Genomic DNA, 25,968 nt, shown 5'->3' on the forward strand with positions numbered 1-25,968 from the left:
AATGGAGACGCGAAATGGGTCCTTTCCCGCATGATGCCCCCCGAGCCGAAATTTCTGACTATAACCCTGCCGGAACCGATGGCTTTGAATTCGTAGAATTTGCCCACCCAGAGCCGCAAGAACTGCGTGATCTTTTTGTACGTATGGGATTTGCCCATGTGGCCAACCATAAAACCCGCGCCGTTGAACTGTGGCAGCAGGGGGATGTGACCTATATCCTGAACAACGACCCGGACAGCTTTGCCCTGCGCTTTGTCGAAGAGCACGGACCTTGCGCGCCGTCGATGGGCTGGCGTGTTGTGGATGCGCAAAAGGCGTATGAGCATGCGATTGCCCAAGGTGCCGAAGCTTATGATGACGGCGATAAAACGCTGGACTGGCCTGCAATTAAAGGCATCGGTGGCAGCTTGCTCTATTTTACTGACCAGTATTATGACACGTCGCCCTACAATGAAGAGTTCGACTGGACGGATACATCAAAGCCAGAAGGCGACGGGTTCTATTACCTTGATCACCTGACGCACAATGTCTTCAAAGGCAATATGGACAAGTGGTTCAAGTTCTATTGTGATTTGTTCAATTTCCGCGAAATCAGGTTCTTTGACATCGAAGGCAAGTTCACCGGGTTGTTCAGCCGCGCGCTGACCTCGCCTTGCAACAAAATCCGTATTCCGATCAACGAAGATCGTGGTGAGACCGGCCAGATCGTCAGCTATCTGAGAAAGTACAATGGCGAAGGCATTCAGCACATCGCTGTGGGCACGGATGATATCTATGCGTCAACCGACAAGATTGCGGACAAGGGCCTGAAGTTCATGCCCGGCCCAAATGAGGCCTACTACGATCTGAGCTATACCCGCGTTGTAGATCATGGCGAGCCAAAAGACCGGATGATGAAACACGGTATTCTGATCGACGGAGAAGGTGTTGTAGACGGCGGAGAGACCCGCATCTTGTTGCAGATTTTCTCAAAAACAGTGATCGGCCCGATCTTTTTCGAATTCATCCAGCGCAAGGGCGACGACGGCTTTGGTGAGGGTAACTTCAAAGCCCTGTTTGAATCCATTGAACGCGAACAAATCGAGAGCGGCGAAATCGAAGCCGCCGAATAACCCGGTCCAACACAGGGAAGAAGAGCCGCCCGGTTGCAAGTCCGGGCGGTTTTTTCTTTGGCCGGGCGGTGTTATCCTTTTTTGTGTATTGCCTTAGCGTTGTTCGAGTTGATTTGAGGAGGGACCTCGTCATGGTGGTGAAGCGCATCGTTTCAAACATCGCCTGTCTGTCGACGGAAGAGGTGCAAAAGTTTTATTGCGACCTGTTTGACCTAAAAGTTGCGATGGATTTTGGGTGGATCGCAACCCTGACATCCGAAGAAAACGCACCAGCTCAAATCAGTATTGCCCAGCACGGGGGCTCAGGCACTGACGTTCCTGACTTGTCTATCGAAGTTGACGATGTTGATGCGGCCTATCTGCGGGCCCAACAAATGGGCCTTGAGGTCAACTATGACCTGACAGACGAGCCATGGGGCGTACGACGGTTTTATGTCACGGACCCGACAGGTAAGTTGCTGAATATATTGGCTCATTCAGATAAATAAAGGCCGGGCACCAATCCCTCGGCGGTAGATTTTAGTGTGGCAGAATCCGTGCCAGGAGCTTTGGGCGGAGCATAATGAACATCGTAAGTCCCCCCCAGTTTTTCCAGCAATTCGGCAGCATAACGGAGCGAGCCAATCTGTGCCCCAATGTTGTCATTTCGCATACTGAAATATCGGGAAAATTTGCGTAAGGTATAATAATACTGCGAATTTTTGGCATCTAGCGCGGCAGGAACAATCGGTGCGTCGCAACGCTTTGATATCTTTGAGGTTCCGTTGCGCCAGGCCGGCTCAACCAATTTGTCTTGGGTACGGTAGGGAACCCGACCGGATCCGAATATCAGCAACGCACCACCCGATTTGAGATGGTTTTGCATCGCCTCGTGGGTGCTGCGGGCCGACAAAGCCTGATTTTTCTTGCTGATCCGAACCGGAACAATGTTGTCTTTCCCCAGAAAATCCTGCGCCTCCAGATTGGCGACGACTTTGATGTCCGATCGTTGCCGTTGAAGGGCGGTGATATGCGCCAGAAACTCGAACAGGCCAGTTGGGTGGGTTGAGGCGATGATAACAGCCCCTTGGGCAGGGACGTAGCCAAGGCCGTGGGGAATGATTTTTGTGCCGCCTCGACGGCTCAAAAGATCCTCAACAAGGGCAAGTCCGGTTTTATCCCCAATCTCATCCAGCAGGGCCTCGGCAGCACGTAACGAGAAAAAGGTCTGTCCCAAAAACAGTTGGCTGACCGCATCTGTCGTATGCAGTGCCGCACGTACCAGCCCCAGCCGGAAAAGGGACGTTTCAGGCAGATGCAGGCGGGAGCGCAGCGCTCCGTCTAACGGATGGCCTTGTCTAGTGCTGGTCACCTTGGCCTCTTTTGTTGGTTTAGAACTCTCATGCCGTGCTTAGCATAATGGGCAGAGTTGTTCTGGTGCTGAATTCCATACCTTGCGGTATCTTTTTTTACAAAGGTGGAACACAATGCGTGCCGCTACATGTGTATCAAGTGTCGCGCTTTTCAAGGTGAACTGGGACGATCAATGAGGTTTGATCGACTGGGACAGGCTGCTTTCAATTTTGCTGAAGGCCTGCGAGCAGGGAAGAGTCGAAGGGTGACGTCCCTTAAGGGTCAACGCGCCTCATAGAGATCGGGGATCAGACCTTCGGCGGCCTTTTGAATGTGTTCAGGTGCGGTACCGGCGGGCAGCGGCGCTGTGTAATGCACATCGTAAGAGCCGCCAAGTTGATCCAGCATTTCGGCCACATACCGCAGTGAAGCCACCATCAGGGCGGTATCCGGGTTCCCGCTGAGACGCATGGCCAGATTGCGCAGGCCATAATAGTAAGACGAGTTTTGCGCATTCACGGCGGCAGGAATGATCTCAACATTACAGTCCTGTGACACGCGGGTCGCGCCCGAACGCCAGTTGCGTTCTACAAGTTTGCCATCCTTGCGATCCGGCACGCGCCCGGAGCCAAAGATCAACAATGCCCCACCGTCCTCAAGATGCTGATGCATCCGGCTGGTGGTGTAATTCTTGGAGGACAGATGCGTCTGTTTCGTGATCCGCACCGGGATAATGGTTTCATGCCCCAGAAATTGCGCCATGTCTTCATTGGCAACAACCTTCAGATCCGGGCGTCGGTTCAACAGCGCGCCGGTATGGGCAAAATAGTCAAACGCACCCGTGGGGTGGGTGGACGCAATAAGGGCAGGCCCGGTTTTGGGGACGTGCTCTGCGCCATAAGCGGTGATTTTTGTGCCACCTTTGAGATCCAGAATACCGTGCACAAGCTCGGCGCCCATCGCAAAATCCATGTCGGTGCGCAGAGCCTCGGCTTCGCGCAGACCAAAAAATGGCTTTCGGGCTATCACGCGGCTTATGCTGTCTGCCGTGTGAATCACGCCGCGTAGCAGATTTAGCCGAAATCGGGCGTCTTCGGGCAGGCGCAGCCGATCCAAAAGAGCGCCGTCCAGGGGTCTGTTACGATACTTACTGATAACGATGCTCCTGAACGTCTGGACCCAAGTGTGCCTGATGCAAGGCAACTGCGATGCTATTGATACCCGAAATTAGCCTTTGGGCAGCTTCAATACGACATTTTTGCCGGATTTCACATAGCGCAGCTCGGTGTCGCTAATGGCCGCGACCTTGCCTCCGTCAATACGATCCCCAACCTGTACTTTCTTGTACCGACCATTTGACATACGCACCAAGGCACGGCGGCTTGACGCAGTGCCGTAGACGCCAATCAAGTTGATCTTTTTCAGGTTGATTGCATTTTGAATAGTTGCCTGCCGCGCCACCGATGCGCTGGAAGGGATTTTCGGACTGACAATGGCCGCAACCGGGGTTGCCACAACCGGATCAGCAGGTGTCGCACGCGCTGCGATCTGTGCAATGTTGGCCGGACGCTGGCGCGGGCGTAATGACGCGACCACGGCGGCCTCGGTAGGGGTGGTGTCCTGTTCGTCCGTGGCCTTGGCAAGAGCCGGACGTAAACGCGGCCGTTTGAGCGCCAGTTCATTTAGGGTACGCCCCCCGTAGGAGGCGCGCTCATTTTTTTCGATCAGGTCACCCGGGCGTAGCTTTGGGCGAAGTTTGCCCAGTTTGATAACCATTTGCGGAGTAACGGTTTCTCCGGGCGCGGGTTTGCGTTCCGGGAAAGCCCCGGGCAATACCGAAGGCTTGCCCAAATACACCATCACACCTTCCGGCGACATTGCGCCCTTGACGGTGGCACGCACCAGTCCGTTTTCATCCAGATCAAAGGTGGTTCCCTGGGGCGGTGGAGTCGTCTGTCGCGCCATCGCCCAATCGCGCGTGTTCTGAATTTCCTGCGGCAAAGCAACGGCATCTCGGACCGCGAGAAGCCGGTCAATTGAAGTGACATACAGGGTTTCTGTGCTACCTGCTGCCGGGGTGTCTGGCTGTTGCGGCGCGCGTTCCCAAATACCAGTCACTGCATAGCGCGCTTCGGCTTCATTCTCGCTCAGGGTTGTGGGGTGCCCCGCATCTGTCATGGCCTCAACAGCCGCGCTGTCAGTAAGGTCCAAGGGATCTTCGCTCAGCAGCGCATCTGCAACGGCATCATTTGTAAGGGCTTCGATTTCCGCACTATCGGTCAGGCTGTCTATCCCAACAGGCGAAAGCGCATTGGTTTCCATCGGGTCAGCAGCCGGGGCCACGGTTTCGGTTGGCGTGCTCTCAACCTCCAGTTCGGCGATCTGCGGAACAGGATTGCGGCGCAGCAAACCAGCGATGCCGTCGTCTACGAACAATGACGCCCAAAGCGCAACACCTGCCAGGAACAGCAATAGTACAATTGTCAGGATCAGACCCAGATGGCGCGGCTTGCCACCGATTTCGCCGTCACGGGCGCCAAAAATGGCCATGTTGCGCCGTTCGGACGCTGGCTGGTTTCGGGATTGCGACGGGGGTGTTTCCTCGGCTGTTACATCCTCTGCAACCAGAATGGGAACAGGCGAAGACACGACCGCAGGAGAAGCCCCTTTCGAGGCGGCCTTGCGATCGGCGCGACGGCTGAGGAACGATCCACTTTTGGAGTCTGAACCGGTTTCGTCTTCGGCCCCGGTGGAAGATTTCAAACCTTCGATGATTTTTGTGGGGTCAAACCGCAATGGCGCTTCGGAATGCGCACTGGCTTCATGCGCCGATGGCAACCCCGGCGCATTTGTTCCGGTCACGTCGCCGGGTAAGGCCGCGCCAAGCTCTGGCGCGCCAGGCGATGGCGCATCTTTGCGATGGGCCCGGATACTGGAAAAGGCAGACGGCGATGGATCTGAATTCTCATCTTTGTTTGCCGCCAGAGCCGGCACGTCTTCTGCGGAAGGTTCATCCCTTGCCACAGGCATGAATTTGATCGTTGGACCATCGGCAACCTGATCGCCTGGCGTGACTGAAGGATCAGGCAAAGTGTCGCCTGTGTTGCTGAGCGTTGGCGTAACTTCGGGCGCGGGCGCAGTCTCTGCAATGGGCTCGACGGTGGCTGGATCAGGGGCCGGTTCAACTCCATGACCTGTTATTCTGATCGGGTCAGTGTCGGCCTCGTGCTTTTGCCCGCCCAACAGGGCCACAGCCACAGTGGTCTCGCCAAACTGCGGCTCTTGCGGATAAGTGCCTTCAGAGGGGATCGCCACGAAACACACCGGATTAAAGCGGTGTTCAACGGCAAATGCCTCGGCCTCGGCCAGAGTATCGCGTGCCACAGCCGCGACATGGGTGTGCCGCCCGTCTGCAATTATGTCGATGGCCAGTTCATGGGATGAATAAGGCGTTTCAGCTTCCAGAGCCAGATGGACGGCGGTCATCCGTTTGGTCTGAGATCCACGGCCGGTGTCTACCGTAAGATATTTGATCTGATCATTTGGCAGAATCAGTTTCGTGCAGAAATCTGGCCCTTTCAGGTCTTCTGCCAACGCCCGCATGGCTTCAAGATCAGTCGCCAAATCCTCAGCGCCAAGGTCGACTTCACCCAGCACACGCCAACCATCCTGCGCACGGCAGAGAAGGCTGATGCCCTCAAACGACAGGGACAGTGCAAAATCTGGCTTCATACGGTGGCTCTAACACTCGTTCTCTGAGAAACGGAGTCTCTCCTCAATTCGGCGATTTTACAGCAGGTTATTGCCGAAAGGAAGAAAAAGACACAGCCGGGCGCGCATCTGTCACGGAGGACTGCTAAACAGGCGTCAACAGGCGTTCCACAAAGGAGATTAAAAATGCGAATTGCGAGGCTTTGGATGCTGGTTGTGGCGCTGGCCAGCCCAGTAGGGGCCATGGCAGGCGAGATCACTGTGACTGGGTATGGTCGGGTCGATCGTGTGCCGGACATGGCGACAATCACTCTGGGGGTGACACATCAGGCCGACAATGCCCGAGAAGCCGTGTCAAATGTTGCACAGACTTCGGGAGCCGTCCTGACAACGCTGCGCGAGATGGGCATCGATGCCCGTGACATGCGCACGTCGGATTTGTCCTTGCAGCCAGTGTGGCAACATAGCAGCTCGTCCGTACATCCGCCGAAGGTTACTGGATATTCTGCTTCAAACCGGGTCAGCGTCCGGGTGCGGGACCTGGAGATCCTTGGAGATATTCTGGGGAGGGTTACGACGGATGGTGCCAATCTGTTTCAAGGATTGACGTTCGGCCTGCAAGACGCAAAGCCTGCGCAGGATGAAGCACGCCGCACGGCGGTGGCAGATGCCAAGGCTCGCGCAACTCTTTATGCCGAGGCGGCAGGGGTCTCGCTTGGGTCTGTCATCAGCCTGTCAGAAGCGGGCGTGTCTGCACCACGTCCTATGATGATGCGTGAAGCCTTGGCTTCAGATATGGCAATGCCTGTCGCCGAAGGAGAACTCAGCCTGTCTGCGACCGTCACACTGGTTTTTGAAATCGCCGAGTAGTCCAATTCATCTTGCCAGAAATACTCAAAACAAAAAAAGCCGCGCCAGAAGCGCGGCTTTTCCAGTTTCATTCAGACCCAATCAGGCGTGCGCTTTGACCAGCGCCTGATCCAGATCCGCCGTCAAATCAGCCGCATCTTCGATGCCAATGGAAATTCGTACCACATTGGGACCTGCGCCTGCCGCTTCCTGTTGTTCGGGGCTCAGTTGACGGTGCGTGGTTGAGGCCGAGTGGATCACCAGACTGCGGGTGTCGCCGAGGTTGGCCACGTGGCTGAACACCTCAAGGCTATCAACAAACTTGACGCAAGCGTCGTAACCGCCTTTCAGAGCCACGGTGAACAGGCCACCAGCCCCTTTTGGGCACACGGTCGCAACACGTCCGTTATAGGGCGACGAGGCCAGACCGGCGTAAGTTACATAGTCCACAAGGTCATGCCCCTCGAGCCAACCGGCAACTTTCTCGGCGTTCTCTACATGGCGTTGCATCCGCAAGGACAGGGTTTCAATGCCCATCAGTGTGTAGTGGGCAGCTTGTGGGTTCATGGTCATGCCCAGATCACGCAGACCAATCGCGATGCCATGGAAGGTGAAGGCCAGCGGACCAAAGGTCTCGGCGAATTTCAATCCGTGGTAGGCAGGTTCGGGCTGGGAAAGGGACGGGAATTTGTCAGACGCGGTCCAGTCGAATTTGCCCGAGTCCACGATGCACCCACCAGTCACCGTGCCGTTGCCGGTCAGGTATTTGGTGGTCGAGTGCACAACCAGCGTGGCCCCCAAAGCAATCGGGTTGCACAGGTACGGCGTGGCCGATGTGTTGTCGACGATCAGTGGTACGCCAGCCTTGTCGGAAATTGCAGCAATTGCCGGGATGTCGGTGATGTAGCCACCTGGGTTGGCGATGGATTCACAGAACACCGCACGGGTGTTGTCGTCGATGGCCTCTGCCACAGCGGCTTCGTCATCAAAGTCCACGAACTTGGCCGACCAGCCAAAGCGTTTGATGGTCTGGCTAAATTGCGTGATGGTGCCGCCATAAAGACGGGTCGAGGCAACAACATTGGTGCCGGGGCCCATCAGGGGGAATAGCGCCATGATTTGGGCCGCGTGGCCGGACGAACAGCAGACAGCGCCGACACCACCTTCAAGCGTCGCAATGCGTTCTTGCAGAACGGCGACGGTCGGGTTGGTCAGGCGTGAATAGATGTAACCGACTTCCTGCAGGTTAAACAACGCAGCCGCGTGGTCCGCGTCACGGAACACATACGCCGTGGTCTGGTAAATCGGCGTCTGGCGCGCACCAGTGGCCGGGTCCGGGCGTGCGCCCGCGTGAATTTGCAATGTATCAAAGCCGTGTGTCGGGCCGTCAGTCATGATGTTTCCTCCCAGAGAAATATGTTTGGACAAATGTTTAGGGGCAGGTGGCACGGTGTGCAACGCGTTTGGCCTTGAAAGAACAGGGTTCCGGTTTGGCGAAGTTTTGAGGGAAAATGGCCTGCGCATTTTTGGGCGGATGACAGCGAAACGTGTCGGAAGGCGTATCAAACTCGGCCAACGTCTGCTGTGCGGAACGAAGCGGGCGTTGACTTATGGGCTTGACCGAACCCCTGATATAAGTTCAACAGTCTGCATCTGTGCCGCTTGAGGATCTAAAATCCGTGAACGGCAGCACGACGAACGAGCTGATGATGCCCTAAGCTTCATGCCCGGGCTCCACCATGAGGCGGTAGGCTTCCGAGTTGTTTCTCTTTGCGGATGCGGTCAAATGGACAATTACTTTGAAAGCCCGTTTCGGGGTGTAACCCTCGACAAACAGGTAACGAATCCAAACATTATCGTTGATCGATACAGCTACTACTCAGGTTATTACCACGGCCACAGCTTCGATGGCTGCGCCCGCTATCTCTCGCCCGACGATGGCGCGGACCAGCTTCATATTGGCAGTTTCTGCTCCATCGGCTCAGGCGCGGCCTTCATTATGGCAGGCAATCAAGGACATCGGAACGATTGGACCAGCACCTTCCCCTTCCACTATTGGATGGATGAGGAGCCCGCATTCGCAGACGCTACAAACGGTTATCAACCGGCGGGCAATACTGTCATTGGAAATGATGTCTGGATTGGCAGCGAGGCGATCATTTTGCCCGGGGTCGGAATCGGAGATGGCGCAGTAATCGGAACCCGTGCTCTGGTATCGCGCGATGTGGAGCCATACACGATTGTCGGCGGCAACCCCGCGAAGACGATCCGCAAGCGTTTCGATGACAGGTTAATCGGCCTCCTCCTCGAAATGAAATGGTGGGATTGGCCCGAAGATCAACTGACGGCGGCAATGCCCCTGTTAACCAGCGGTCAAATCGAAGAGCTACACGGACTTTGGATCGCGAATATCAAGACATGCTGATTGAAGTGCACTCACCTCCGCTCCGCGCGGAGGGCACATCATTGACCGCTAAGGGCTCTTTTCTGCCATTTACTTCAATCTTCGCTAATCTCCGATAATGTCTGTAATAGGTGAAATCCGCATATCGTATTGCAGTCAATCCAAAGCAATAATCCACCGACAAAAAACCTTACCGCATCCAGAACCCGTTGCGTTTGATTGTGTTGCGGATGGCCTGTTCTTTGCGAGGCAGATTGTTGCGATCGAAAAGATCACGCACTTTGTGGCCGCGTTTTTGAAAGATCATTCGCTTCATCGGGTCGTATTGTTTGAGCACCTTCTTGATTTTGTTGGGGGCTGTGACGTCTTCCAGCACTTCGACCACGCGGTCTCTTTCGCGGGCATAAAGCAAAGGCAGAAGTCGGTAATGGCAGGTCACGTCGCCATCCAGAAGGCCGGAGGGCAAGGCATCGCGTGTTCCGCCAAATGAGTGGATCACAAGAGGTAGTGTGACCTGATCAAGCCAAGGGTCCAGTTTCTGGCACACCAGCTCGCGGGGAGGGGTGTCGCGGATCGCGACAGCGTACTCAAGGAAACGCTGACCAAATTCATGCGGGCATTTGTAATAGAAATAACCTGCATTGAAATATAGGTAACGTCGCCAGTATTCATCCGGCCAGCTGGTATCCAGTGAGCTTTCAAAATCCAGATCGAACATATCGTAGAGCGATTTCCAGGTCTTAGTGTATCCGGGGCCATAAAGTTCGATTGTGGGCCAGGTGCCTTCAACCTTGCGCGAGGCGCTGGGCACATCAAAATCAAACGGCACAGTCATCAGATCACCCAAAATCAACGTGTCGGTGTCAAAAAACACAAAAGGCTCGCCTTTGGGAAGGGCCTTTAAAGCCTCGATTTTATTGCCATAAGGATAGGTGCTGCCAAACTCAACGCTCTCAAAGGGGATGATTTCTGCCCCGAGAGCTCCAAGTGTTTCGCGCACATCAGCCTGTTGGATGCTGGGGTCGCTCCGCCAGTTGGTGCCGGGTTGAGGTTCGGCCACAAACAGCCGCCCGTTGAAATCTGGTGAATTGGCGCGCAGGGATGCGACAAACACAATGGCTTCGTACTGAAGGCGGCCAGATTGCCCGACAATCATAATGTTGAAACTTGACGTTTCTGGCTTTTTTGACGCTTTTCTTGCCATTTTTTGTTCTGCCCTGCACCATACTATGACCTCAAGTATAGGCGGCAAGTCTTATTCACAAAAGGTGGATTGTCGGTTTTGACCTTGGGAATTGGATTTTTAAACAAGGAGTTTCAGGGATGACACGATTAACAGCATTGGTGGTTACCGTGAGTTTGGCGGCCCCTGTTTTGGCCGAAAGCCAGCGCGAGGCCGAAGATCAAACCCCGACGGGCAAGTTTCTGACCGCCACCGAAGTGCGCCCGATCCTTGGCGCGACCAAAGGAAACTGGATCGCGGTGCGCGAGTTTGGCGAAAAGGATTTGCTGTATTTCACCCATCTTCTGGCATGGCGCTGCGGTCTGTACGAAATCAACTTTGCGGTCAACGGCGGCGAAAAACAGGCTTTCCCGATGGCCGAATGCAATCCGGATTCACCCAATGCCATACCGGATGGCGCGACGATCTATCTGCAGTATCCGCTGAACAGTATCGAAACGATTGATGTCGATCTGCTGTATGATGATCTGGCAACGCAAAGTGAGCGTTTTGAACGCAAAAACGTGATGACGCCGTAAGCGATGGGGCTTTCCTAGGTATTGAGACCCAGTCTCTCATATTGCTCGGCGGGGGCGTCCACGTCCTGCATCAACGCGACCATGCGGCGTTTAAGATGGCCTTCCAATGCGGGGGCCTTCAGGGGGACGTCCTGTCCAGGATCATTTTTGGTGTCCCAGAGCATGGTTTCAAACTGTTTGTCCCGAGCCACCCATGTGACATTTTCAATTTTCATTGTTTTGGCCCCTTTCTGGAACGAAAAGGGCTCGGCAATTTGCAAATCGGCAAAGTCTTCGACTGCGAAAGGTGATCGCATGTGCGTTGGCATCAACGTGTACTGATAGAGCGGTTTGTTTTCGGGATTTTGCGGCGCCCGCATATAGACGTAACGCCCGTCTGTGACATTCACATGGGCCCCATGCATGCCAAAAATTGCCGCGTCCCGTACCGGTGTGTCATCGGCAATGACGCCCGAAAGGTTGTGTCCGGTCATGTCTTTGCTGGGCCTTTGGCCAAAGAAATTTAACAATGTGGGAGCGATATCAATGGAAGGTTGCACCAAGGAGTGCCGCCTTTGCTCTTGGACGCCCACTCTTGGGTTCCAGATGAAGAACGGGGTGTTGGCAATTTCCTGATACATGGGCATCGACATTTTGCCCCACCAGTCATGTTCACCCAAAAGAAAGCCATGGTCTGTCCAGACGATCAGCATGGTGTCGTCCCACAGATCTTTGTCATCCATCATATCCATGACTTTACCCAAGTATTCGTCACACATGCTGACAAGGGCCGCATATTCGACCCTCAGGTGTTTGGATGCCTCCGGGTGATCCGAGGTTTTTGCGTAGAAAGGCCAATCAAAGAAGGGGCCCTTGTAGCTATCATAATGCGCGGCATAGAGCTCTTTGTAGCGATCCAGCGTGTAGAAGGGTTCGTGGGGATCAAAGGTCTCGATATGCAGCATCCAGTTGTCTTGGGTGGCGTTCCTGTTAATGAAATCTAGCCCCGCCTGAAAGGTGCGGGCCTGTGGCAGGTTCTCTTCAACATTCATAAAGCCCCGGTTGACCCAATCTTGCCGGGTCAAATAGCGCAACCTCTGCATTGAGGCCTCGCTTTCTTCGGGGAACGCCCGAAGGTAGTCCTCAAATACCTTTTGTTCCGAATAAATTCCATTCTTCCCAAAAGCCCCTTTTGGAATGTCAGGCTCATTCAAATCGCCGATCCAGGGGTCGCCTTCTTGGCCGCGCCAGTATTGCCAGGTGGTATAATACGTGTGGTAGTTCAGCCCGCCGTCTTCGAAATAGTGGTTGTGATCGGTTGTCAGATGGGTGTGGACGCCAGCATCGCTCAGCATCTTTGGCATGCTGTCATCAAAAGGTTCCAGCGGTCCCCAGCTGCGGTGCAGGAAATTCGGGCGACCGGTGTGAAAGTCACGACGCGCAGGCATGCAGGGCATGGAGCACACGTAAGACGTGTCAAAAGTCACCGACCTGTTAGCCAGACGTTTGAAGTTTGGCGCATGGACCCAGTCATTGCCATAACACGGCAGGAAATGGCGACTGAGCGTGTCGAACATGACAACGATGGCTTTCATCGGGCGTTTCCTCACTTTGATGATCGTCGAGTCGCGAGCGTAGGGCTTCGTCACCACCTTTCAGGTCTTAGCGCGTCAAATCCAGAGAAAACCTTTTGGAGTTCGCGTGTCGGCCCGTGCGTACGCCTCAAAGCGAAGAAGGCGTGCGTGCACAGGCATCTATTCCAGCGGCACAGAAACTGACCAATTCATCCAAATGGCTGGCGACGTCTGGCCTTGGGTCACCCAGAGAATGCACCCGCCAGCGCGATGTGATCAGCGCCAGCATGGCTGAAACAGAATATACGAACCCCGCGGCAATGGTCTGGCGCGGAGTGTTTGGGTAAAGAGCGCAAATTGCGTCGATGAAGTGCCCCGCGGTCGGATCAAAGCATTGTGTTGCAAGATCATTCCAACGCTGATCTGCCGACACAAAAGCGACCAGCCGGGCATAGGCCAGCCATTGGGCACCTCCGGTTTCGGCTTTGCTGAGGTAGGGGGCAAAGAAACAGTCCAAAATCGCTGTGAGGCTCAGCGGCCCAAGGTCACGTCGTTTGTCCAGCGCCCTCAGGCGGGACTGTGATAACTCATCGGCACGGCGGGCGATGATGCGGGCAAACAAGTCTTCCTTGCTGCCCCCATGGTGTGTGACCAATCCCACATGAACGCCTGCCAGTTTAGCGATGTCGCGCATTGAGGCCCCATCGAATCCCCTTTTGGCAAAAACCTGTTCCGCGGCGTCCCAAATACGCGCACGCGTCGCCAGTGACCGTTGCGACGGTGCCCTTTGGCGTTGTTTTTCTTGAAGAATACCAGACGTCATAAAAACATCTTGCCTTATTTTGTACGGATGTACAATCTAATTAGAGGTGCCGGGGGAGTGTGCATGACGGAAGGAAACGCGAAGTACGCCTTGATCGGGGCGGGTCCGATGGGGCTTGCTGCGGCGAAGGTGCTGAAAGAGCAGGGCATCGCCTTTCAGGGGTTCGAATTGCACTCAGACGTGGGCGGGTTGTGGGACATCGATGCGCCCCTGTCGACCATGTATGAAACTGCGCATCTGATTTCATCCAAGACGATGACCGAGTTTGCTGCTTTCCCAATGGACGATGACGTTGCGGAATACCCGTCTCACCGGGATCTGACCGGGTACTTCCGCGACTTTGCTGACCACTTTGACCTGCGAGATCAGTATAAGTTCAATGCCGAAGTGACCAAGCTGGATGCGCTTGGTGCATCTGGCGACGGTTGGCGTGTCAGTTGGAAAGACAAGGAAGGCATACATGACGGCATCTATGCCGGTGTTCTGATCGCCAATGGTACCTTGTCCGAGCCCAATATGCCCAGCTTCAAAGGTGATTTTGCAGGGGAACTGATCCACGCCTGTCAGTATCGTTACCCCTCGCAATTTGATGGCAAGCGTGTGTTGGTGATCGGCGCGGGCAATTCAGGCTGCGACATTGCCGTGGATGCCATCCATCACGGGGTGTCTTGTGATCTGTCGATGCGGCGGGGGTATTACTTTGTGCCCAAATACGTTTTTGGCAAACCCGCAGACACTATGGGCGGGGCGATCAAAATGCCGATGTGGCTCAAACGCAAAGTCGATGGGTTTTTGCTGAAGTGGTTTGTGGGCAGGCCCGAGAAATATGGTTTCCCCAAGCCAGATTACAAACTCTACGAAAGCCATCCAGTGGTGAATTCGCTGGTTCTGTATCACGCGGGCCATGGCGATCTGAAAATTCAGCCGGATGTTGATCGCTTTGACGGTCAAACTGTGCATTTTGTCGATGGCACGCAGGCGGATTACGACATGATCCTCGCGGCAACCGGATACAAACTGAACTATCCCTTTATTGATCAAGGAGAGCTGAACTGGCAGGGGGATGCCCCACATCTCTTTCTGAACGCCATGCATCCTGATCGAGACGATGTGTTTGTGTTGGGGATGATTGAGGCCACAGGTCTGGGCTGGCAAGGTCGCCATGAACAAGCCGAATTGGTGGCGCGCTATATCGCGGGGCTTCGTGATGGCAACCCTGAGGCAGCAGCACTAAGGGCTGAAAAATCGCGGGGGTTTGCACGTGCAACTGGTGGCATGAACTACCTTAACCTTGCGCGGATGGCATATTACGTCGACAAAGTTACCTATCGCGGCGCGGTCACCAAATGGATCTCGCGCCTGCAAAAAGGAGCGCGCAGATGAACAGCCTTGATGATGTTGTCCTGAATTTCAGCCCTGGATCGTTGCATATTCTGAATGCAATCCTGGCCGTTGTGATGTTTTCCATCGCCATTGATCTGAAGCCGGACGACTTTCGCCGGCTGACCAAAGCGCCCAAACCCTTGCTGACGGGCCTGTTTTCGCAATTTCTGGTTTTGCCAGCCATGACATTTGGCTTTGTGTTGCTGGTTCAGCCGCAACCTTCAATTGCCATGGGACTGATGCTAGTGGCAGCGTGTCCCGGTGGCAATATTTCCAACTTCATCACCCACCGGGCCGGGGGAAATGCGGCGCTGTCTGTGTCGATGACTGCGATCGCTACGGTGGGTGCGATCCTGCTGACCCCTCTTAACATCGGGTTTTGGGGCAGCATGTACGGCCCCACGCGTGAGATTTTGCGCAGCACGCATATTGATCCGGTGTCGGTCGCCATCACAGTTGGCTTCATGCTGGTTCTGCCTCTGTTGCTTGGCATTACATTGAACGTGAAGCGCCCGGATATCACCGCGCGATGGCGCACCCGCCTGCAATGGTTGTCTATGGGCATTTTCTTTGCCTTCATCATCATTGCTCTGGCGGCAAATTGGGGCCTGTTCCAAAGTTACGCCGCTATGGTTGCGGGACTGGTCATTGCCCATAATGCGCTGGCGTTAAGCGCGGGCTATACCACCGCTACTTTGGCGGGGCTTTCCCCGTTCAACCGCCGTGCTATCACCATTGAAACCGGCATCCAGAACTCGGGCCTTGGTCTCGTGTTGATATTCGGGTTTTTCCACGGGCTGGGTGGAATGGCTGTCGTTGCAGCGTTCTGGGGGATCTGGCACGCGCTTTCCGGAATTGTTTTGGCTGCAATCCTGAACCGAACCAAGGCTGAACGGTGACGCGTATCCTGATCACCGGGGCGGCGGGGATGATCGGCAGCGCATTGCTGCAAGAGCTTGCTGGCAGCGATCATGAGGTCATTGCAACCAGCCTGCACACCCCGGCGTCCTTGGCTGAAGGCGTTCAGTTTCATCACATGGATGTCACAGGGGATGATCCAATGCGGGTGATCTCTGAGTTGAGGCCCGAGGTGATTGTGCATCTCGCCTCAATCGTCACGCCGCCCAAAGGATCCACCCGCTCGTTGGAGTATGATGTTGATGTGGGGGGCACCCAAAAGGTGCTGCGCGCTGCTTTGGCTGCTGGAACCCGGCGGATTGTGGTGACGTCCTCGGGGGCCGCCTATGGCTATCACGCAGATAATCCTGTGCCTTTGAAAGAGGCCGACCCCCTACGAGGCAACACTGAGTTTGCCTATAGCCACCCCAAGCGTCTGGTCGAAGACATGCTGTCCGAAGCCCGTCAGACCGCACCACAACTGGAACAGGTCATTCTGCGCGTTGGCACAGTTTTGGGGCAGGGCACTGAAAATCAGATCACCGCCCTGTTTCACCGGCCACGGATGTTGGCTGTGCGGGGAAGCGAAAGCCCGTTTGTCTTCATTTGGACGCGTGACCTTGCGCGCATTCTGAAACGCGCGGCCACCGATGGTCCGGCGGGGATATTTAATGTTGCGGGCGACGGTGCGCTGGGCGTGAGTGACCTCGCCAAACTTCTGGGCAAACCAGTGTTACGCCTGCCAGCGTGGGCGCTAAAGGCAGCCCTTGGCATTGCCAGGCCTTTGGGTCTCAGTCGCTATGGACCCGAACAGGTCCGGTTCCTGCAATATCGCCCGGTGCTGGCCAATGACGCACTGAAACAGGAATTTGGATATACGCCATCAAAAACCAGCGCCGAAGTGTTTGATGTCTGGCGGCGCGGGGCAGGGTTATGAAAACCGCCGTGATCTCCGGGGGAAATGGGGGGCTTGGACGTGCCCTTGCGTCCGGTTTGCAAGCGGACGGCTGGCATACGGTGCTTTTAGACCTTAGCATTGAGGGGCTGCAGGCCTCGGATCAGCAAACGCCGATCGCCTGTGATCTGACTGATCCAGACCAGCATAGTGCGGCATTGACACAAATCCTGTCCGAGCGTCCCACTGTGGACCTGGTGATCTACAATGCCGGTATCACCCAGATTGGCGCGACCGCCGAGCTCACGGAAGCCACGTTGCGCAAGGTTTTTGAGGTCAACTTCTTTGCCGCAACCAATATGGCGCGGGCCTTTATCGCCCCTCTGCGGGCCTCCAAAGGCACCCATCTGGCGATGTCTTCTGTGGCCGGATTTTCGCCGCTTTATCAACGTGCAGCCTATGCCGCCTCAAAACACGCGCTTGAGGGGTATTTTTCGTCCCTGCGCTCGGAAGAGGCTGAATATGGCGTCAAAACCCTGATCGCCGCTCCTTCGTTTGTCGCCACAAACACGGATGAGACGTGGCAGCCTGACGGAACCGGCCGGCCGGGTGCAGCCAAAGACGGTATTGATCACATGTCACCTGACGAGGCCGCCACCATTATCCTGCAAGGCGTTCAGCGCGAAACGCCCTTTATTCCAGTTGGTCGGATCGCGCGTCTAAGCCATCTGATCCACCGGGTCAGCCCGCGTTTGTTCCAACGTCTTATGGAAAAGAACATCAAGGGCCACTGACACCCGACTTCCAAATGGCGGCAAGTATTGCGGGGTGAGCGTTGAAAATCTTCGCATTTTCAACGTGAGGGGTAGCGTCCCTTATTTTGCTTTGGGCAGAACCGGGGCTGATCGTTCCAAAGACAGTTCAGCATCCGAAAACTTCCACGGTCCCCGCACACCCGGCACCCCTTCGGGATCAATGCGCATGCCACGGGCAATCACTTGCGGATCCTCAAATACCTGACCAACCGAGTTGATTGGTCCTGCAGGCACGGTCGCGGCCTCAAGCGCGGCAAGCAGATCGTCAGAAGTCCATTCCTTCAACGACCTTTCCAGCTCCTTGGTCAGAGCCTCCCGGTTCTCGACCCGCAATTGATTGCTGGCATATCCCGGTTCCACAGCCAGATCCGGTCTTTTCAGAACCCCGCAGAACCGCTGGAACTGTCCGTCATTGCCTACCGCAACAATGATATGCCCATCGGCGGTTGCAATGACCTGATAAGGGGTGATGTTGGGATGCGCGTTGCCCTTGCGATTGGGGCTGTCGCCTGTCGCCAGATAATTCATTGCCTGATTGGCCAACATTGCCGTGGCACAATCCAAAAGGGACATGTCGATATGCTGGCCACGCCCGGTTTGGTGACGCTGTTGGACAGCTGCCAGAATGCCAATGGTGCCATAAAGCCCGGTCACGATATCTGTCACTGCAACACCAACTTTTTGCGGCTGGCGCTCAGGTTCTCCGGTGATCGACATCAAACCGGCCATGCCTTGAATCAAGAAATCATAGCCCGCACGTTTGGCATAGGGCCCATCCTGCCCAAACCCTGTGATCGAGCAGTAGATCAGACGTTCGTTCACAGCGCTTAGGCTGGCGTAATCCAACCCGTATTTCGCGAGACCACCCACTTTGAAGTTTTCGATCAGAATGTCGGCCTCTGCCACCAGCTCACGCACCCGCGCCTGACCTTCGTCTGTACGGAAATCAACGGTTTCGCAGGTCTTCCCGCGATTGGCGGAATAGTAATACGCCGCAGTTTTGTCGCCATCACGCTCAATGAACGGAGGGCCCCATTTGCGTGTATCATCGCCATCATGACTTTCGAGTTTAATCACCTCGGCACCCAAATCCGCCAGCGATTGCCCAATCCAAGGGCCGGCCAGAATGCGGGCCATTTCAACAACTTTCAAACCTTCAAGCGGCTTCATGGGAAATCCTTACAAATAGGGAGGGGTACAGGCAGACACCACGATAGTGTCCGCACCTGAGAGGTTGCGAAACCGATGAGGCAGGCGGCTGTCGAACAGATAGGCCTCACCTTCGGTTAGAATGCGCGACTGATCGCCAACAGTGACTTCCAGCGCGCCGGAAATCACGATGCCACCTTCGCTGGCGTCATGTTCCAAAAGAGTTTCTCCAGTATCCGCGCCGGGGGCATAGTGTTCATGCAGCAATTGCAGCCCATGTTGTCGCGCGTCCCCCACTTGTCTGAGGTGCATACGCTTTGCGTCTGATCCATAGAGTGCAGACGTCAGATCATGCAGCTCGTCACAGGAAAAAAACACGCGATTTGCCTCGGCTTCGTCAGGTTCAAAAAACTCGGACATGGTGATGCTCAGACCTCCTAGAATCCTGCGCAAAGACGCCACGGAAGGGTTGGAGCGATTGGTTTCAATGTTGGAAATTTGACCATGGGGGACCGCCGCGGCTTCGGCCAGCTGTCGTTGCGACAAGCCTGATTTACCGCGTAGAAAACGGAGTCGCGCACCGACATCAAACTCTTCACTCATGGTTTCACCTGATCTTACGTTTCTGCTGGTCTAGGTGGAATCAAGGCGATGCACAACATTTTGTTCACATTGCTCAGGAAATTGCGCGCCCCTAAAGCGCGTTCTTCTCGCAGTGCGCGCACAGGACGAACGTGATTGGGCAAGGTGACCTTGGGTTTTTGGCTCGGGAAACGCTGATAACAGTTGCCGCGGACTTTGCCTGTGCTAGCTTTCTCTCAACAGTGAATGGAGGCCGATTTGGACGGGTTGATGATATTTGCCTGGGTGGTGTTGATCATGATGATTGCACTGGCTCTTGGCCTTTTTGTTTTTCTGGCGATGTTGCCCGGAAAAATTGCCAAATCCCGAAATCATCCTCAGCAAGAGGCCGTGAATGTGGCGGGTTGGCTTGGAGCCTTAGCGCTTGGTGTATTCTGGCCGCTGGCTCTGGTGTGGGCCTTTTTCCTAGCGCCGGGGCAAGAGTTGCCGGATGCAGAAGGCGAGGAGGTATAAGATGATTATCATCCTCACCCTGCCTTATGTGGCCTTGCTGTTTGTTTTGACCCGCATGAAAATACTGCCCAGTTCACCGGCGGTCTGGGGATCAATCGGTGGCTGGGTCACGCTGTTGCTGATCTTTCTGTTCATACCCATGCAGTGGGGCGCGCCTTCGGGCGCGGCGCGGATCATGACACGCGTGGTTTCGGTTGTCCCGAATGTGTCAGGGCAGGTCGTAGAAGTCGCGGCCCAACCCAACGCGCCGATGCAACAGGGCGACGTGTTGTTTCGCATCGATCCCTTGCCTTTCCAGCATTCGGTTGATCAGGCAGAGGCCACATTGGTGCGGGTTCAGACCCAAGCCAAGCAAGACGTCGAAGCGCTGGAAGATGCCAAAGCCAACTTCCGTCGCGCCGTTGCCGCCGAAGAGTTGGCGCAATCACGCTTTGATGACGACAAACAGTTGGTGGAAAGCGAAGTGTATTCGGCCAATCGTTTGGAAAAGCGCCAAAGCGATTTGGATCAGGCCACTGCTGTTGTAGATTCCGCCCGGGCGGCGGTGTCGCGGGCTGATGCCGAACTGGGTGCTGTGATGCCAAACGGCGTGCCGGCCAAAGTGGCCGAAGCCGAAGCCCAGCTGGAGCAGGCACGCTGGAATCTGGATCAAACCGTGGTGCGTGCGCCGGGTGAAGGCTTTGTGACCAACCTTGCGCTTGCTGTCGGGCAACGGGCCGTGAACCTGCCTTTGGCACCGTCTATGGCCTTTGTCGACACGTCAGAGTCGACTTTGTTCACTCAGATCCACCAGATATACCTGAGGCACATTGCACCGGGTCAAGGTGTTGAATTTACGATGAAAAAGATGCCAGGATTGGTGTATACAGGGACCGTTGACACCGTTATTCCAGCAGCCTCCTCAGGGCAGGCGCAGGTGAGTGGCATGGTCGCCCCGTCGTCACAGGTGTTTTCAGAGCCATTTCAGGTGCGCATCACGGTGGATGATCCCGAGCTGTTAGCAATGTTCGATCCTGGCTCGGTCGGGACCGTGGCGATCTATACTGACAGCGCGGGCGCCACGCATATCATCCGAAAGGTGATGCTGCGACTCGAGGCAATCCTGAACTACATCAATCCGGTTCTTTAAGAATTTTTACGGTGCGACGAATCTGTTGATCTTGGCACTGGGCTTGCTTACGTCTTGTGTCGTTGGGCCTTGGTCTGACAAAACGCATATTTTCAGGTGCCTCTGATCCGCCGTCCGGTGGTTAGAGGAGAATCGGGAAGGCAGTGAAAACCTGCCACGTGCCCAACGCTGTAAGGGGGATTGGCCGCGCACAACCCACTGAGGGAAACCTTGGGAAGGGGTGCGGCCGGGATGAGCCCAAGTCAGAAGACCGGCCTGAAAAGTTGGCTGCGCGGCGTGGAAGGTCGGGCAGATGGTTTCCATGAAGGGGAATAACATGGACCAGTCTGTTTCAAACACCTATGCCGATAGCGGTTTTGCGGATGCAGAACGCGAAGCACTTTATAAGACAATATTCACCCGCCGCGATGTCCGCGGGCAGTTCACCCCCGATCCAGTGTCCGAAGAGGCTCTGAGCCGGGTTTTGATGGCGGCGCATTATGCACCCTCGGTCGGTTTTATGCAGCCATGGAACTTTGTGGTGGTGCGCGCCAAAGAGACCAAACAAAAGGTGCGTGATCTGTTTCAGACTGCCCATGACGAGGCCGCCAACATGTTCGAAGAGGCGCGGCGCGATACTTATCACAACCTTAAACTGGAAGGGATCATGGAATCCCCGATCAATATCTGCATCACCTGTGACCGGGATCGGGCCGGTCCGGTTGTTATTGGGCGCACCCATGCACCGGTGATGGACGTTTATAGCAGCGTCTGCGCGGTGCAAAACCTGTGGCTGGCCGCACGCGCTGAAGGTTTGGGGCTGGGTTGGGTCAGCATCTTTAACCACAAGCACCTGAAATCAATTTTGAATCTCCCTGATCGGGTGATTCCGGTGGCCTATGTGTGTCTTGGGCATGTGTCGCATTTCAAAGACAAACCTGAATTGCAAACGGCAGGGTGGCGTCGCCGCCTGCCACTTGGGGATGTCGTGAATTTCGAAGGCTATGACCAAGGATCGGACGATCCCTATGCCGCCAGACTTTTGGCGCAAATTCGAGAAGATCAGGAGAAAATCGAGACACAGGGCTACCGAGGCGATTTTGCCTCTGATCCGTCTGCGTTCTGAGTGAAAGTGGTGGTGGTCGCAGCCTCCAGCGAACTGGTCTTGGCCTGAAAATCTTTGTTAACAGGGAAAATACAGGAATAATTCGCGATTTCGGCGTTTCCTGTACAGTTTTCGAGATCGTTTACAGAAGGTTAAGAGGCATTTTCCGGATCATTCAGTAACAGGGAAATTTGCTTGGGATCACAGGGAAGAGAGGTCGCGGAACAGGGAAGCGCGTGTTTTGCAAAATTTGCGACAACGTTGGGTACGTAACCTCTAAACCGAAAGGCTACTTGGGCACTTTGAGCGGTCATCAATGTTAAGCGCAGCGATAGCTCACTTCGAGCCCAATTTGACCGATGCTGCGATTGGCGCGAACCGGATGTAAGGGCGGAGAACTGACATCCGTTTCTCCCCAAATGGACGACGGCTCTTGAAGTTGGTCAATCAAAAAAAGCGACAGGCGGTTTCACTTGTCGATCCACAGACAAGCTGAAAACATCCGGGCGCGCATAGTGACCAGAGGCGTCAAACTTGCGACGTGATGCGCGGGCTTCCTCCACATTTATCTCTGCCGTTAAGAAACCCTTTTCACGACGCATCGGCCCCGCACAGATTCCACCGAAGGGTTTGTAGATGACGGCGTCACCGGGATTGATCCATTCGTCCTTGTTGGGAAAGAGTTCGTCAAAATATGGGATATCGGTCGGAATATCAGAGGCTTCCAGCGCGGTGGCGCAACCTATCACCCAACAACCGCCTTCCCGTGCAACATGTTGCATCGTTGCCTGCCAAGTGTCGCCATAATCCCAAGTCGGCGCGACATAAATGTCAATGTTCTGCGCATAGAGTGCATATCGCGCCAACGGCATGTAGCTTTCCCAGCAGATAAGCGAACCGATCCGCCCCACGGCTGTGTCAACGACTTTCAGTCCGGACGCGTCCCCAAATCCCCAAACCATGCGCTCCGGGTTGGTTGGCATCAGCTTGCGATGGTTGTTCACGATCCGCCCATCTGCGTCGATGATCGTGCAGGAATTGTAAAGAGTAGAGCCGGAGATCGCACCATCAAGTTCTTGATACCCTACCACCAGTACCATCTCGTGCTCGCGAGCCGCTTCTTGCAGGGGCATCATTTGTTTCTTGCTCAAGTCGATCGAGTTGGCTTGTAGCCGCGTAAACAATTCGTCCGTTTTTCCCATTCCTGCCCCGGGTGAGAGACGCCACAGGAATGTCGGATATCCCGGAAACCAGGCTTCGGGAAAGACAAGAAGGTTGGCACCCTCCCGAGCGGCCTTTCCGACAAGCTCAATGGCACGCTCCATGCTGGCAGAAAGATTAAGATAGACGGGCGGTTCCTGAACGATTGCAGTTTTCATGGCGTTTCCTTTCAATTGCGACCCGAAGTGACAACCATCTCGCAAGGGCCCTCAAACCCATCCGCGGTTTCATATTTTGTCAGCGCGACGGCGATCTCCTCCCAAACGGTGTTCTGGTCTTTGGCGGTTAGGCCGGACAGCATCTGATGCAGGGCTCCAAAGCTCTCGCGTTCGAACCGCAGACAGTCCGCAGCCGACGGCAATCGCAAGGGAGAGTGGATTACGGTTTCTTTTATCTCGGTAAATCCAGCACGCTCCAGAAGCTCGGACAGAACCCCGAGGCCGCCCAGGCTGAACGGACCAGGCTGCCCTGGCAAGGGTGGCGGAAGCGCGGCACGATCCCGAATAATCGACACCGGTACAGAGAAAAAACCGTTGTTCTGAGGCGTGGAATAGACCATCGCTGCAAATCGCGAACCTAGCTTCAAAGCAGCGCGAATTCGCGCAAGCGCGGCCATTTGATCAGGAAAATAGATCAACCCCACACGGGAAATGGCGGCGTCAAATGAGGCTGGCGCAACGTCCAGCGCCTCAGCATCAACGACCATGGTGTCCAGATTTTCATACCCTTCCGCGCGTGCATTTTCTGCTGCGAACTCCAGTATGTTTTCAGAAATATCTGTGGCCAGCACCCGACCTGTCGGGCCAATTCGGGCAGCCGCGCTTAGCGATTGCTCGCCGGCTCCGGCCGCCACATCCAACACATGGGACCCGGTGGTAACGCCCGCCATGTCAAGCATCGTTTGGGTTGCCGGTCCTAGCCATTGGTTAAGCACCTGCCCCCAATCGTTCCAAGCTTTTGCCGCATCTTGCCATTGGGCGTGTGTCGTCGTCTTGTAACCTTTCGGATCAAATACTGTCATGACATGTCCTATCATTTAATCTGCTCAAAGCCTGATGAACACGACGAAAAAAGTCCCAACGGTTTTCCAACGATTTTCCAATTTTTGCGGTATGATGAGGAAACTAGCCTCGAAAAGAAAACTCTTAAATGTGCTCCGCTGCTTCCTCTGACAGATACCTAGTGCATGGCCATACAGTGACCCCGGCAACCTGTGAAATTGCCAGTGGAGATACTGTCACTCGTATCGAACCCAAATCCATGGAGGTGCTGGTGTACCTATTTGCCCATCAGGGCAGCGTAGTGTCACGAGAGCAGATTCATGACGCCATCTGGGGCGACGTTGTCGTGGGTGACGACTCATTGACCAACGCCATAATAAAAATCCGCAAGGCTTTTGGAGACAATGCGCGAAATCCCAACGTGATCGAGACAATCCCAAAGCGTGGGTATCGGTTGATCGCCGAAGTCACGACCCCAAAACCACCCGTGGCAAAGCAAAGTTTCGGCTGGGTCTGGGTGTCGGTTGTTTTGGTTCTGTTGCTTCTTGGAAGTGTTGCCATAACCCTATTCCCACGAACCGAAGCTGCAGCGCCTCAAATCAAATTGCAATCCGACGCCCAAACGCGAATTGTAGTGTCTCCCTTTGTGAACCTGTCCGGTGACGCCTCGCAGGATTATCTCGTACTTGGTATGGAGCAGACAGTTGTCACCGGATTGGCTGCTATTCCCCATGTTTCAGCTATGCAGTCTCATCCACGCATCAATCAGGCTGACTATCGCCTTGAAGGAAGTGTATGGCCCACCGAAAACCGCATCCTGATCCATACGCGACTGCTAGATGGTGAGGATGGAACTGTGTTGGCCATCCACCGCCATGACCGGGCATACTCCGATCTGCTCACTGTGATGACAGAAATTGAGACGACCATTACTTCGGACCTTTCTCTTGAAATCGAACAAGCCAATCTCAGCGCTCAGGCACGAGGGTATACCGACAGCGTGGAAGCATTCGATTTGTTCCTGCAGGCTCAGGCAGCCCTTTTGCCTCGCGACCGCTCGGGAACTTCGTTGGCGCGAACCCTGTATGAACGCGCCATTGCCCGCGATCCGCGTTTTGCTCGAGCTTATGGAGGGTTGGCTTTGGTTCACGCTGCCGAATACCGAAACGATTGGGCCGAAGATAATAACCTAGCACTTAACCGGGCTCTGTCCATGGCAGGTACAGCCCTAAGTATTCAGCCCAATTTGCCGGAACAGTATTGGGTGATCGGATATGTTCACACCCAAAGACGCCAGCTGGAAGATGCGGAGACCGCATTACACAAGGCTTTGGCGCTGGACCCGAGCCACGCGGATGCGTTGGCCTTGCTTGGTGGCATCCGGACTTATGCGGGGCAGCCCGGTAAATCGATACCTCTATTACGGAAGGCAATGCGGCGGAATCCGGGTGCAGGTTACCTCTATTTCATGCTGTTGGGACGGGCCTACTATTATCTTGGCGACTGCGGTCAAGCTCAGATCAATCTCCACGAGGCCGCTCGCCGTAATCCATCCAATTTGGAAACCCGATTGTACATGGCGGCCTGCCAAGTACAGTTTGGCGAACCAGACGAAGCAGCCTGGGAGGTCGAGGAAATCCTGGGACAGGAACCTGAATTCTCCCTGACTGGTTTTCTGCGCACCTATCCGATGGAGGATGACGGACAGATAACAATGCTGACCCGAGATCTGAAATTGGCAGGGCTACCCTGAT

24 protein-coding genes and 1 riboswitch are annotated in these 25,968 nt (G+C 55.0%); of the genes, 13 read left to right on the top strand and 11 right to left on the bottom strand.

Going from position 1 to position 25,968, the window contains the following annotated elements:
- The first annotated feature begins 14 nt into the window (after window positions 1-14).
- On the top strand, window positions 15-1,112 hold the full coding sequence (gene hppD, locus BUC32_RS09015) for a 4-hydroxyphenylpyruvate dioxygenase (protein WP_073251769.1): 1,098 nt from the start codon (window positions 15-17) through the stop codon (window positions 1,110-1,112).
- Between the two features lie 131 nt (window positions 1,113-1,243).
- A complete protein-coding gene (locus tag BUC32_RS09020; protein ID WP_073251771.1) occupies window positions 1,244-1,600 on the top strand; it encodes a VOC family protein in 357 nt (118 codons plus the stop codon).
- Here BUC32_RS09020 and BUC32_RS09025 read toward each other — a convergent pair.
- From BUC32_RS09025 to BUC32_RS09035, 3 genes are all read right to left on the bottom strand, one after another.
- Window positions 1,585-2,463: a lysophospholipid acyltransferase family protein gene (locus tag BUC32_RS09025; protein ID WP_073251773.1), complete on the bottom strand. Its 879-nt coding sequence runs from the start codon at window positions 2,461-2,463 to the stop codon at window positions 1,585-1,587. The two genes, BUC32_RS09020 and BUC32_RS09025, sit on opposite strands and share 16 nt — an antisense overlap.
- Window positions 2,464-2,726: 263 nt before the next feature.
- The gene (locus BUC32_RS09030) at window positions 2,727-3,560 is read right to left on the bottom strand and encodes a 1-acyl-sn-glycerol-3-phosphate acyltransferase (protein WP_073251775.1); all 834 of its coding nucleotides are present in this window, start codon (window positions 3,558-3,560) and stop codon (window positions 2,727-2,729) included.
- 111 nt (window positions 3,561-3,671) lie between these two features.
- Window positions 3,672-6,176, bottom strand: coding sequence for a hypothetical protein (locus BUC32_RS09035; protein ID WP_073251777.1), 2,505 nt, complete (start codon window positions 6,174-6,176; stop codon window positions 3,672-3,674).
- 165 nt (window positions 6,177-6,341) lie between these two features.
- On the opposite strand from BUC32_RS09035, the gene BUC32_RS09040 reads away from it, so the two are divergent.
- A complete protein-coding gene (locus BUC32_RS09040) occupies window positions 6,342-7,025 on the top strand; it encodes an SIMPL domain-containing protein (RefSeq protein WP_073251779.1) in 684 nt (227 codons plus the stop codon).
- Window positions 7,026-7,106: 81 nt separating this feature from the next.
- Here BUC32_RS09040 and BUC32_RS09045 read toward each other — a convergent pair whose 3' ends face one another.
- Complete coding sequence (locus tag BUC32_RS09045; protein ID WP_073251781.1) at window positions 7,107-8,399, bottom strand: O-acetylhomoserine aminocarboxypropyltransferase/cysteine synthase family protein; 1,293 nt, start codon at window positions 8,397-8,399, stop codon at window positions 7,107-7,109.
- Window positions 8,400-8,790: 391 nt separating this feature from the next.
- Here BUC32_RS09045 and catB point away from each other — a divergent pair, with 391 nt between their 5' ends.
- Window positions 8,791-9,429 (top strand): type B chloramphenicol O-acetyltransferase, encoded by a 639-nt coding sequence (gene catB, locus BUC32_RS09050; RefSeq protein WP_073251783.1) that lies wholly within the window; start codon window positions 8,791-8,793, stop codon window positions 9,427-9,429.
- A 169-nt stretch (window positions 9,430-9,598) separates the two neighbouring features.
- Here the strand turns inward: catB and BUC32_RS09055 are convergent, their stop codons facing one another.
- Window positions 9,599-10,612: a hypothetical protein gene (locus BUC32_RS09055; RefSeq protein WP_073251785.1), complete on the bottom strand. Its 1,014-nt coding sequence runs from the start codon at window positions 10,610-10,612 to the stop codon at window positions 9,599-9,601.
- Window positions 10,613-10,731: 119 nt separating this feature from the next.
- Between BUC32_RS09055 and BUC32_RS09060 the strand changes: the two genes are divergently transcribed.
- Window positions 10,732-11,169 carry a hypothetical protein gene (locus BUC32_RS09060; protein ID WP_073251786.1) on the top strand — a complete coding sequence of 146 codons (438 nt, stop codon included), beginning with the start codon at window positions 10,732-10,734 and terminating at the stop codon, window positions 11,167-11,169.
- Between the two features lie 14 nt (window positions 11,170-11,183).
- Here BUC32_RS09060 and BUC32_RS09065 read toward each other — a convergent pair whose 3' ends face one another.
- Entirely contained in the window at window positions 11,184-12,743 is a 1,560-nt protein-coding gene (locus tag BUC32_RS09065) for a sulfatase (protein WP_073251850.1), read from the bottom strand.
- Window positions 12,744-12,870: 127 nt separating this feature from the next.
- Window positions 12,871-13,545: a TetR/AcrR family transcriptional regulator gene (locus tag BUC32_RS09070; RefSeq protein WP_073251788.1), complete on the bottom strand. Its 675-nt coding sequence runs from the start codon at window positions 13,543-13,545 to the stop codon at window positions 12,871-12,873.
- Between the two features lie 63 nt (window positions 13,546-13,608).
- Between BUC32_RS09070 and BUC32_RS09075 the strand changes: the two genes are divergently transcribed.
- From BUC32_RS09075 to BUC32_RS09090, 4 genes are read left to right on the top strand one after another with little or no spacing between them, the layout of a single operon-like run.
- A complete protein-coding gene (locus BUC32_RS09075) occupies window positions 13,609-14,928 on the top strand; it encodes a flavin-containing monooxygenase (protein ID WP_073251790.1) in 1,320 nt (439 codons plus the stop codon).
- Window positions 14,925-15,827 carry a bile acid:sodium symporter family protein gene (locus BUC32_RS09080; RefSeq protein WP_073251792.1) on the top strand — a complete coding sequence of 301 codons (903 nt, stop codon included), beginning with the start codon at window positions 14,925-14,927 and terminating at the stop codon, window positions 15,825-15,827. Before BUC32_RS09075 ends, BUC32_RS09080 begins: the two co-directional genes overlap by 4 nt.
- Window positions 15,824-16,762, top strand: coding sequence for an SDR family oxidoreductase (locus tag BUC32_RS09085; RefSeq protein WP_073251793.1), 939 nt, complete (start codon window positions 15,824-15,826; stop codon window positions 16,760-16,762). The genes BUC32_RS09080 and BUC32_RS09085 overlap by 4 nt, the downstream gene beginning before the upstream one ends.
- The gene (locus tag BUC32_RS09090) at window positions 16,759-17,514 is read left to right on the top strand and encodes an SDR family NAD(P)-dependent oxidoreductase (protein WP_073251796.1); all 756 of its coding nucleotides are present in this window, start codon (window positions 16,759-16,761) and stop codon (window positions 17,512-17,514) included. Before BUC32_RS09085 ends, BUC32_RS09090 begins: the two co-directional genes overlap by 4 nt.
- A gap of 81 nt (window positions 17,515-17,595) precedes the next feature.
- Here the strand turns inward: BUC32_RS09090 and BUC32_RS09095 are convergent, their stop codons facing one another.
- Window positions 17,596-18,705 carry a CaiB/BaiF CoA transferase family protein gene (locus tag BUC32_RS09095; RefSeq protein WP_073251798.1) on the bottom strand — a complete coding sequence of 370 codons (1,110 nt, stop codon included), beginning with the start codon at window positions 18,703-18,705 and terminating at the stop codon, window positions 17,596-17,598.
- Window positions 18,706-18,714: 9 nt separating this feature from the next.
- Window positions 18,715-19,287: a cupin domain-containing protein gene (locus tag BUC32_RS09100; protein WP_073251800.1), complete on the bottom strand. Its 573-nt coding sequence runs from the start codon at window positions 19,285-19,287 to the stop codon at window positions 18,715-18,717.
- 249 nt (window positions 19,288-19,536) lie between these two features.
- Here BUC32_RS09100 and BUC32_RS09105 point away from each other — a divergent pair, with 249 nt between their 5' ends.
- The 3 genes from BUC32_RS09105 to bluB all read left to right on the top strand — a co-directional run bounded on the left by BUC32_RS09105 (window position 19,537) and on the right by bluB (window position 22,013).
- A complete protein-coding gene (locus tag BUC32_RS09105) occupies window positions 19,537-19,779 on the top strand; it encodes a DUF3302 domain-containing protein (RefSeq protein ID WP_220387627.1) in 243 nt (80 codons plus the stop codon).
- Between the two features lies 1 nt (window position 19,780).
- The gene (locus BUC32_RS09110; RefSeq protein WP_073251802.1) at window positions 19,781-20,908 is read left to right on the top strand and encodes an HlyD family secretion protein; all 1,128 of its coding nucleotides are present in this window, start codon (window positions 19,781-19,783) and stop codon (window positions 20,906-20,908) included.
- Between the two features lie 77 nt (window positions 20,909-20,985).
- Window positions 20,986-21,181: riboswitch (cobalamin riboswitch) on the top strand.
- Between the two features lie 43 nt (window positions 21,182-21,224).
- Window positions 21,225-22,013 carry a 5,6-dimethylbenzimidazole synthase gene (gene bluB, locus BUC32_RS09115; RefSeq protein ID WP_073251854.1) on the top strand — a complete coding sequence of 263 codons (789 nt, stop codon included), beginning with the start codon at window positions 21,225-21,227 and terminating at the stop codon, window positions 22,011-22,013.
- A 422-nt stretch (window positions 22,014-22,435) separates the two neighbouring features.
- Here bluB and BUC32_RS09120 read toward each other — a convergent pair whose 3' ends face one another.
- Window positions 22,436-23,371 carry a carbon-nitrogen hydrolase family protein gene (locus BUC32_RS09120; protein ID WP_073251804.1) on the bottom strand — a complete coding sequence of 312 codons (936 nt, stop codon included), beginning with the start codon at window positions 23,369-23,371 and terminating at the stop codon, window positions 22,436-22,438.
- A gap of 11 nt (window positions 23,372-23,382) precedes the next feature.
- Complete coding sequence (locus BUC32_RS09125; RefSeq protein ID WP_073251806.1) at window positions 23,383-24,234, bottom strand: class I SAM-dependent methyltransferase; 852 nt, start codon at window positions 24,232-24,234, stop codon at window positions 23,383-23,385.
- A 128-nt stretch (window positions 24,235-24,362) separates the two neighbouring features.
- Between BUC32_RS09125 and BUC32_RS20185 the strand changes: the two genes are divergently transcribed.
- Window positions 24,363-25,967, top strand: a complete 1,605-nt coding sequence (locus BUC32_RS20185) for a winged helix-turn-helix domain-containing protein (RefSeq protein WP_083599290.1) — start codon at window positions 24,363-24,365, stop codon at window positions 25,965-25,967.
- Window position 25,968 lies beyond the last annotated feature (1 nt).

The organism is Shimia gijangensis, from assembly GCF_900142085.1.
Lineage (GTDB): Bacteria > Pseudomonadota > Alphaproteobacteria > Rhodobacterales > Rhodobacteraceae > Shimia > Shimia gijangensis.